This window comes from Micromonospora inaquosa (assembly GCF_003857055.1).
Taxonomy (GTDB): domain Bacteria; phylum Actinomycetota; class Actinomycetes; order Mycobacteriales; family Micromonosporaceae; genus Micromonospora; species Micromonospora inaquosa.
The window spans coordinates 39,992-49,208 of sequence record NZ_QGSZ01000255.1 but is presented as its reverse complement, the minus strand read 5'-3'; the positions used below and the strand labels follow the sequence as shown (position 1 = coordinate 49,208).

Here is a 9,217-nt window from a genome sequence, read left to right as displayed (position 1 = left end):
GTCGAGGGCGGGCTTCGCGGGTCCCGCCCTCGGCGCGAACGGTCAGCTCAGGGCGACGTCGACGCCGCCGGAGAACATCGAGTCGTGCAGCTCGAGCTTGGCGAGCTTGACGTTCTTCGGGATGTCGAAGACGACGACGCCGGTCACCTGGTTGCCGGGGTTGATGTCGTTGAGGAACGTCTCGGCGTTCTTGTTCGCGTAGATCGCCGCGCCGGTGTCGGCGGAGTACTCGGTGCCGTCGGCCGCGTACGCCTTCTGGCTGCTGCCGTCGAACATCTGCGCTTCCTTGCCGATGTTCTTCACGTTGAGCGTGACCAGGCAGAACTGGCCCTGCGCCTTCTGGCCGAGCGGGACGCTGCCGACCTTGGCGACGCCGCACTTGGACGACTTCACCGTGAACTCGAACTTCCCGTCCCGGGCCGGCTCGCCGACCTTCGCGGTCTTCGGCTTGTCGTCGCCCTTGGCCCCGCCCGCGTTGTCGCTGGCGCCGCCCGCGTCGTTGCTGGAGTTGGTTGCGTTGTCGGTCGAGCCGGCGCCGCAGCCGAGGGCGACGACAGCGGTGGCGAGCAGAGCGAAGGTCGTGGTCTTCCGCATGGCTTCTCCTGAACTGGAGGGTGGCGGCACTCAGTGACGCCGCAGGGGATGGATTACGCCGCAACCAGCGCGGCGAAAGCAGCGAAAGTAAAGCATCGCGTGAAAACACTGTCAACCACGATGTTGCCATCAACCGCCCGCTGCCCTAGGGTTGCGCTGACTGGTTGTCAACGAGGAGCAGACATGCCACAGGTCACCGCTGCGGAGATCTCCCGCATGGCCGGCGTTAGCCGGGCGACTGTCAGTAACTGGCGCCGCCGCCACACCGACTTCCCGTCACCCTCCGGCGGGACCGAGACGAGCCCCGCGTACGACCTGGACGCGGTCCGTTCCTGGCTCAGCGGTCGAGGTCAGCTGCCGGCCGAAATGCCGGCGGAGGATCTGCGAGCGGCTCTGCGTGAACGCCCAGAGAAGGGTGAGCCGTTACGGCTGCTGCCGTTGGTGCTCGCCGCGCACCGGCTCGACCCCGCATACCTCGACCGGGCGCTGGACCTGCCCGACAGGGATCTGATCCGGCGTGCCACCAACCTCACCGGCGATGCGGTGACGTACGGTGGCGACGAGGCCCCGGTCCTGCGGGCACTGCTGCGGTGCGTGCGTGTAGATGGCGCGCTCGTCGCCGCCGACCTTCTCGGCGAGCGGGGTGCCGACGATTCGACCACGACCGGCACGTACCGGACACCGGCGGAGGTGGCGGATCTCATGGCCGATCTGCTGCCCGGCCCCGATCAGCGTTTCCCCGCCGACGTGTACGACCCAGCCTGCGGGGTCGGCGGGCTGCTTGCCGCGGCTGCCCGTCGTGGCGCTCGCCGACTGCACGGGCAGGATCTACTGCCAGTTCAGGCGGCGCAGGCCGCGACGCGGCTTGGCCTGCAATTCGGCAAGGTGCGCGCCGACATTCGCGGTGGGGACAGCCTGCGCGAGGACGCGTTCCCCGACCTGGGCGTCAACGGGGTGCTGTGTAATCCCCCGTACGGCAACCGCGACTGGGGCCAGGAGGTCCTCGCGTACGACCCGCGCTGGGTCTATGGCCTGCCACCGAAGGGTGAGCCCGAGCTGGCCTGGGTCCAACACTGTCTCGCCCACCTCGCACCCGGCGGTCGAGCAGTCCTGCTGATGCCACCCGCTACCGCCGAACGCGCCTCCGGTCGCCGCATCCGAGCCGAGCTGGTGAAGAGCGGCGCTCTCCGAGCGGTCATCGCGCTGCCGGCCGGTGCCGCACCACCCCCGCACATCGGTCTGAACCTGTGGGTCCTGACGCGATTCGACGACGGAGCTCAGACGGCGCCCGACACCGTGCTCTTCGTCGACGCAGCCGGGCCAGGCCGACAGGGCTGGGAGTCCGTCCGCGACGCCGTGCTCGGTGCCTGGTCGGCGTACGACGGCGGGGTGTTCGAAGCCGTGCCCTCCGTGGCGCGGGCGGTGCCGGTCGTCGATCTGCTCGCCGGGCCGACCGACCTCGCTCCGGCCCGGCACGTTCAGTCGGTGACGGTGGCCATCCGGCCCGCGGATCATCTGCGCCAGGTGCGGCGGAGGCACGCCGAGCTGCGCCACGCGGCGGAGGCGCTGATCGGCGTGACGGAGCGGAGCGAACTGTGGACAGCCGCCGGCAAACAGCCGCAGACCTGGCGTACGACGGCTGTCGCGGACCTGCTCCGAGGCGGGGCGCTGACGTTGCTGCGTGCGGTACCCGCTGGTCGGGTTGTCGCCGTCGACTCGGACGTTGAGATCCGTGCGGGGGATGTCATCCTGCCGGAGTTGTTCGCCCGGCCCTACCGTGCCCGCGTCGCTGATGCCGCGGACGATGGCCGACCGCTGGGCCGGCAGCATCTCCTGCTGCGTCCCGACCCGCAACGCCTGGACGCGTGGTTCCTCACGGCGTTCCTCAGCGCGGAGGAGAACGTCAACGCGGCCGCCACCGGAAGCACCATCGTCCGGGTCGATGTCCGCCGGCTGCAGGTGCCGGTCATGACGCTGCCGGACCAGCAGCGGTACGGGCGGGCGTTCCGCCAGGTGCAGGAGTTGCGCGACACGGCCGACACGGTGAGCCGACTCGCCGACGAGGCCGCGGACGCCCTCGGCATCGGCCTGACCGGCGGAGCGCTGCGTCCACCGGACGAGGAGTAACCGTGACCGATCTTGGGCTGTCACCATTCGCGGTGACGCGACTACGGTAAGACCCCCACTTGACTGAATTCTGCTGGGACCAGGGGCCCTCCCGCCCCCGAAGAGTAGTGAAAGCGAGCTGTTCACGTGAGTACCCATCAAAGTCTGGCCAGTTTCATCTGGTCAGTCGCCGACCTGCTGCGCGGCGACTACAAGCAGTCGGAGTACGGCAAGGCGATCCTCCCGCTGACCGTGCTGCGCCGCCTGGACTGCGTCATGGCACCGACCCGCAAAGCGGTGTGGGACCGCGACGCCTCGCTGACGCTCACCAACAAGGACCAGTTGCTCCGGCTCGCGGCCGGCCTGCCGTTCTACAACACGTCCAAGCAGAGCTTCGACACCATCGGCGCGTCCGCCCCGGACGTGGCGAAGAACCTCACCGACTACATCAACGGCTTCTCGCCGAACGCCCGCGAGATCATCGACAAGTACGACTTCCACACCCAGATCGCCCGCCTTCAGTCGGCCAAGCTGCTCTATCCGGTGGTGCAGAAGTTCCGGGACATCGACCTCAGCCCGGAGCGGGTCGACAACCACCAGATGGGATACGTCTTCGAGGAGCTGATCCGGCGCTTCTCCGAAATCTCGAACGAGACCGCCGGTGAGCACTTCACGCCACGCGAGGTCATCAAGCTGATGGTGAACCTGCTCATCGGCCCGGACAACGAGCACCTCACCGGAGCCCCGGTGATCAACGTCCTGGACCCGGCCTGCGGCACCGGCGGAATGCTGTCGGCGGCGGAGGAGATCATCTCATCGCTCAACCCGAGCGCGACGGTGCGCCTCTTCGGTCAGGAGTTGAACGCCGAGTCGTACGCCATCTGCCGCTCGGACATGATGCTCAAGGGCCAGGACCCGTCGAACATCCACCTGGGCAACTCGTTCAGCGACGACGGCCACGAGGGCCAACGGTTCGACTACCTCTTGGCCAACCCGCCCTTCGGGGTGGAGTGGAAGAAGGTCAAGGACGAGGTCGACGCCGAGGCCACGCTCGGGCATGCGGGCCGGTTCGGCGCCGGCCTGCCGCGCATCAACGACGGCTCGTTCCTCTTTCTCCAGCACATGATCTCCAAGATGGAGCCGCCGGAGAAGGGCGGGTCCCGCATCGCGATCGTCTTCAACGGCTCGCCGCTGTTCACCGGCGCGGCCGAGTCCGGTGAGTCGAACATCCGCCGCTGGATCCTGGAGAACGACCTGCTTGAGGGCATCGTCGGCCTGCCCGACCAGCTCTTCTACAACACCGGCATCTCCACGTACTTCTGGATCCTGTCCAACCGGAAGGCGGAGAACCTCAAGCGCAAGGTGATCCTGCTCGACGCCCGGGACCAGTGGGTCAAGATGCGCAAGAGCCTCGGTGACAAGCGCAAAATGATCTCCGAGAACCAGGTCACACACATCACCCGGCTCTACGGCCAGGCCCTCACCATCGCGGCAGACGAGTTGCACCCGGACCACGGTAAGGTCAAGGTCTTCCACACCACGGACTTCGGCTACCAGCGAATCACCGTGGAGCGACCGCTCAAGCTCCGCTTCGAGATCACCGAGGAGACCCTCGCCGCGCTCGCGGAGAGCAAGCCCCTGTCCCGGTACGCGCACCGCGACGAGCTGATCGGCGCGTTCAAGCCACTGCTCGGCACGGTGTGGCAGACGAAGGCCGAAGCCAAGGACGCGCTGCACGCGGCGGCGGTCGCCGGGGGTGCGCTCTGGCCCACGGGCGCCCCTGGGAAGGCCATCATGGACAGCGTCTCCATCAGTGACCCGGACGGGGAAGTGCAGAAGGTCAAGGGCGAGGTCGTCCCGGACGCGGACCTGCGCGACTTCGAGAATGTGCCGCTCGTCGAGGACATCCACGAGTACGTCGACCGCGAGGTCCGCCCGCACGTCCCGGAAGCGTGGATCGACGAAACCAAGACAAAGATCGGGTACGAGATCCCCTTCACCCGCCACTTCTACGTCTACAAACCGCCCAGGCTGCTCGCCGAGATCGACGCGGAACTGCGCCAACTCGAATCCCAGATTCAGGCGCTGCTGAGCGAGGTGACTTCATGAGGATGAGTGTCGGCTCTCTTGATTCACCTCCTAGCTGGACCTCGGCCCGTATTAAGAACATGGTTCGTGATGTCCGTAACGGTGTCTGGGGCGAGGAGCCGCTCGAGGACGGATCTGACGTTGTGTGCTTTCGAGCCGCTGACTTCGACCGGGGTCGGTTGCGCGTAAAGCCTGACAAAGCTCCTTTGCGGCATGTCGCGCCTAGCGTCTTCAAGTCGCAGCGCCTGATTCCTGGGGACATCATCCTTGAAAAATCCGGCGGCGGCGAACGGCAACCTGTCGGCGCCACGGTGTTGTTCGATCTAGATGTCGACGCCGTGTGTTCGAACTTCTGTGCTCGACTCCGTCCAGCCGGGGGCATGGATGCCCGATTTCTCAATTACTCCTTCGCTGCGGCCTATTACCTTGGCGTTCCTGAGCGGAGCATCAAGCAGACGACTGGGATTCAGAACCTCGACGCAACCGAGTTTCTTGCGACCCCCTGGTCGTATCCAGACTTTGAGGAGCAGCGGCGGATCGCCGACTACCTCGACGCCGAAACCGCCCGCATCGACAGGCTTGCCGCTGCGAGGTTGCGTCAGCGGGTTTTGCTTTCTGAGCGTTGGCAGACGCGGCTGGCAGAGGCTGTCTCCAATGCGGTTCGAACGTGCGGCGAGTTGCCGCTGCGCCGCGTTTGTGTGGGCCTTGAGCAGGGCTGGAGTCCTCAATGCGATGACGCGGAGGCTCTGCCAGAAGAGTGGGCCGTCTTGAAGACGAGCGCCGTGTCTTCTGGCCGATTCGATGCATTGGCCCACAAGTTGCTACCAACTGCCACGGCACCTGACACCCGTTACAAGGTGGATGACGGCGATCTGCTGCTGACTCGAGGTAGCGGATCGGCGGACCTTGTTGGTATGGCTGCCGTGGCGCAAACAGAGGGCCGGAAGTTGCTGCTCAGCGACTTATTGTATCGAGTTAAACTTGCCCGGGGCTGGTCATCCGCGTTTGTTGCATTGGTCTTGAGGAGTCAGTATGGGCGCCAGCAGATAACCTCGACTATCCGAGGCGCGGCCGGCCTTACTGTTAAGATCCGGGGCGAAGACATCCTCGGGTTGACGATCCCCCAGATTCCGCCGAGCGAACAAGCGGCTTTTACGGATTCGCTAGAGAGGGCTGAGTCAGAGCTTTTCCAGCTCTCCACGGTGATTGATCAGAGCAATGTATTGCTTGCCGAGCGGAGGCAGGCGTTGATTACGGCGGCGGTCACCGGGCAGTTTGATGTCACCACCGGGAGGGGAGCGGACCTGTCGTGAGTGCACATGCCTACAAGGAGCAGGCGTTCGAGGCGACGATCGAGGCCGAGCTCCTCCAGCGCGGTTGGCACCGAGGGCTGTCCAATGGCTACCGTCCCGACCTCGGCCTCGACACCGGCGAGTTGGGCACCTTCATCGGGGCGACCCAGAAGAAGGAGTTCGACCGGCTCATCACCGCCTATGGCGACCTGGCCACCGCCCAGCGGGAGTTCGCGAAGCGTGTCGCGGTCGAGATCGACAAGCGGGGCGCGCTCGACGTGCTCCGGAGTGGGGTCAAGGACCGGGGCGTCACCATCCACCTCTGCTACTTCCGGCCCGGTCACACCCTCGCGATCGGCGCGCTCGACGAGTACCAGGCGAACCGGCTCACCGTGGTCCGGCAGTTGCGCTACTCGGCGAAGACGGCCGACGAGTTGGACCTGGGCCTGTTCGTCAACGGCATCCCGATCGCCACGGCGGAGTTGAAGAACACGCTGACCGGGCAGGACGTCGAGGACGCGAAGCGCCAGTACCGCAAGGATCGCGATGCCAAGGAGCTGATCTTCGCACGGCGTACCCTCGTGCACTTCGCCGTTGACCCGCACCGGGTCTTCCTGACGACGCGGCTTGCCGGGGAACAGACCCGGTTTTTGCCCTTCAACGTGGGCTCGAACGGACCGGGCGTGTCCGGCGGTGCGGGAAACCCGCCCGCGCCCACGGACGGCCACCAGACCTCCTACCTCTGGCGGCAGGTGTGGCAGCGGGACAACTTCCTCGAACTGCTGCAGCGGTTCGTGCACGTCGAGGTGCCGAGGAAGGGCAAGGCAGCCCCCCACATCAGCCCGTTGATCTTCCCGCGCTACCACCAGTGGCACGCGGTGCGGCGGATGATCGACCACGCCTCAGATCACGGGCCGGGTCACAACTACCTGATCGAGCACTCCGCCGGTTCGGGTAAGTCGAACACCATCGCCTGGCTGGCGCACCGACTGTCCAACCTGCACGACGCGGACAACGAGCCGGTCTTCGAGAAGGCCATCGTCATCACCGACCGGGTCGTGCTGGACCGGCAGTTGCAGGACACAATCTACCAGTTCGACCACGTGGCCGGTGTGGTCAAGAAGATCGACGAGGATTCCCAGCAACTCGCCGACGCCCTCACCGGCTCGACTGCCCGCGTCATCATCACGACCTTGCAGAAGTTCCCGTTCGTGCTGGACAAGGTCGCCAAGCTGGGCCAGCGCCGGTACGCGGTCATCATCGACGAGGCGCACTCGTCGCAGTCGGGGGAGTCGGCGAACGCGTTGAAGAAGGCGCTCGGTCGGCTCGGCTCGGACGACATCGACGCCGACGGTGACCTGCTGACCGCCTCCGCCCTGGCCCGGGGCAAACACGCCAACCTGTCCTACTTCGCCTTCACCGCCACGCCGAAACAGAAGACACTCGAACTGTTCGGCACCCGCAACCCCGGGACCGGCCAGATGGAGCCGTTCCACGTCTACTCGATGCGCCAGGCCATCGAGGAGGGCTTCATCCTCGACGTGCTGCGCAACTACATCACCTACGAAGCGCGGTGGCGGCTGGCCAGCGCGGCGGTGGAGGCAGTGGAGGCCACCGACCCCGAGGTCGATCCGAAGAAGGCAAAGGCCAAACTGGTTCGGGCCGCCGAGCTGCACCCGGAGTCTCAGGACCAACGAGCGCAGATCATCATCGATCACTTCCGCACCGAGGTCAGCGAGCGCATCGGCGAGCGGGCCAAGGCGATGGTGGTGACCCGTTCCCGTGAGCACGCGTTGCGGCTCTATCAGGCGATGCGCAAGTACCTCGACAAGCGTGGTGTCACCGACTGCGCGCCGATCGTGGCGTTCTCCGGCACGCTCACCCTCGACGGCATCGACTACTCCGAGTCGAAGCTCAACGGGTTCTCCGAGGCGGCCCTGCCGGACGCGTTCGCGTACACGAAGGTCGGCGATCCTCAGGCCACGGCCCGCAACCAGACCGAGTACCGCATCCTGGTCGTCGCCGAGAAATACCAGACGGGCTTCGACCAGCCGCTGCTCGCGGCGATGTATGTCGACAAGCCGCTCGCCAGCGTGGCAGCCGTCCAGACCCTCTCCCGCCTGAACCGCACCCACCCGGACAAGACGCAGGACGACGTCTTCGTGCTCGACTTCGCCAACAAGGCCGAAGACATCCAGAAGTCGTTCAAGCCGTACTTCGAGACCACCATCACCGAGCCGACCGACCCGAACCTGCTCTACGACAAGCAGCGCGAGGTGATGGACTTTCAACTGCTGGTCGAGTCGGAGATGGACGCCTTCACCGAAGCCCTGCTCGCCGCCGAGCAGTCCTCGACGACCGACGGGCAACTGGAGAAGGCGCACGCTACGCTCTACCGGTTCCTTGAGCCGGCGGTCGACCGGTTCACCCAACTGGCCAAGGACGACCGGGACCGCGCCGAGAAGTTTCGCTCGTCGGTGAGCGACTACGTCCGGGCGTACGGATTTCTGGCCCAGGTCGTCGGGTACGCCGACGAGGATCTGGAACGGCTCTACCTCTACAGCCGTTTCCTGCTCCGGCGGCTACCCTCCGAGCCGGGTGCTGGCGTGGACATCGGTGCGGCGACGCTGAGCCACCTGCGCATCCGCAAGCGCGCTGAGGAGGACCTCTCGCTGCAACCGTCCGGCGCGCACCTCATCCCCGGGTTCTCGCCCGACGGCGGCGCCGCCCGCCAGATCGAGGAGAAGCCGCTCAGCGAGGTGATCGAGGAACTCAACGAGCGCTTCGGCTACGACCTCAGCTCGTCTGATCAGATCCTGCTCGTGCAGCAGATCATCTCACTGGCTGAGGACGAGAAGATGCAACAGGTCGCGCTCAACAACGACATCGAACGGTTCGGTCAGGTGGCCGACCCAGAGCTGGACAACATCGTGGCCCGCAACCATGATCGCAACACCACCTTCGTCGGGCGGTACTTCGACAACCCGGAGTTCCAGGCCGCCGTCAAGGCAGAGGCCCGGCGTCGGGCGTACGGGCTGATCCTGAGCCCGTCTCGCGCCGAAGCCCTGCGCAAGCTCCGCAGTCAGGTCTCCGGGGCGAACGAGAAGCGTGCGACAGCGACCAGCGGCGAGTGACGA

General features: G+C 66.0%; 5 protein-coding genes. 4 read left to right on the top strand and 1 reads right to left on the bottom strand.

What is annotated here, in order from left to right; genetic code table 11:
- Positions 1 to 42: 42 nt before the first annotated feature.
- Complete coding sequence (locus tag DLJ59_RS22840; protein WP_124774652.1) at positions 43 to 594, bottom strand: DUF4352 domain-containing protein; 552 nt, start codon at positions 592 to 594, stop codon at positions 43 to 45.
- 183 nt (positions 595 to 777) lie between these two features.
- On the opposite strand from DLJ59_RS22840, the gene DLJ59_RS22835 reads away from it, so the two are divergent.
- The 4 genes from DLJ59_RS22835 (at position 778) to DLJ59_RS22820 (ending at position 9,214) form a co-directional block, all read left to right on the top strand.
- Positions 778 to 2,721, top strand: coding sequence for an N-6 DNA methylase (locus DLJ59_RS22835; RefSeq protein WP_124774651.1), 1,944 nt, complete (start codon positions 778 to 780; stop codon positions 2,719 to 2,721).
- Between the two features lie 126 nt (positions 2,722 to 2,847).
- Positions 2,848 to 4,809, top strand: coding sequence for a type I restriction-modification system subunit M (locus tag DLJ59_RS22830; RefSeq protein WP_124774650.1), 1,962 nt, complete (start codon positions 2,848 to 2,850; stop codon positions 4,807 to 4,809).
- A complete protein-coding gene (locus DLJ59_RS22825; RefSeq protein WP_124774649.1) occupies positions 4,806 to 6,101 on the top strand; it encodes a restriction endonuclease subunit S domain-containing protein in 1,296 nt (431 codons plus the stop codon). The genes DLJ59_RS22830 and DLJ59_RS22825 overlap by 4 nt, the downstream gene beginning before the upstream one ends.
- Positions 6,098 to 9,214, top strand: coding sequence for a type I restriction endonuclease subunit R (locus tag DLJ59_RS22820; protein WP_124774648.1), 3,117 nt, complete (start codon positions 6,098 to 6,100; stop codon positions 9,212 to 9,214). The genes DLJ59_RS22825 and DLJ59_RS22820 overlap by 4 nt, the downstream gene beginning before the upstream one ends.
- Positions 9,215 to 9,217 lie beyond the last annotated feature (3 nt).

Coding starts and splice junctions, on each gene's coding strand:
- DLJ59_RS22825 (WP_124774649.1), top strand. CDS start 4,806: ATGAGGATGAGTGTCGGCTCTCTTGATTCACCTCCTAGCTGGACCTCG.
- DLJ59_RS22835 (WP_124774651.1), top strand. CDS start 778: ATGCCACAGGTCACCGCTGCGGAGATCTCCCGCATGGCCGGCGTTAGC.
- DLJ59_RS22840 (WP_124774652.1), bottom strand. CDS start 594: ATGCGGAAGACCACGACCTTCGCTCTGCTCGCCACCGCTGTCGTCGCC.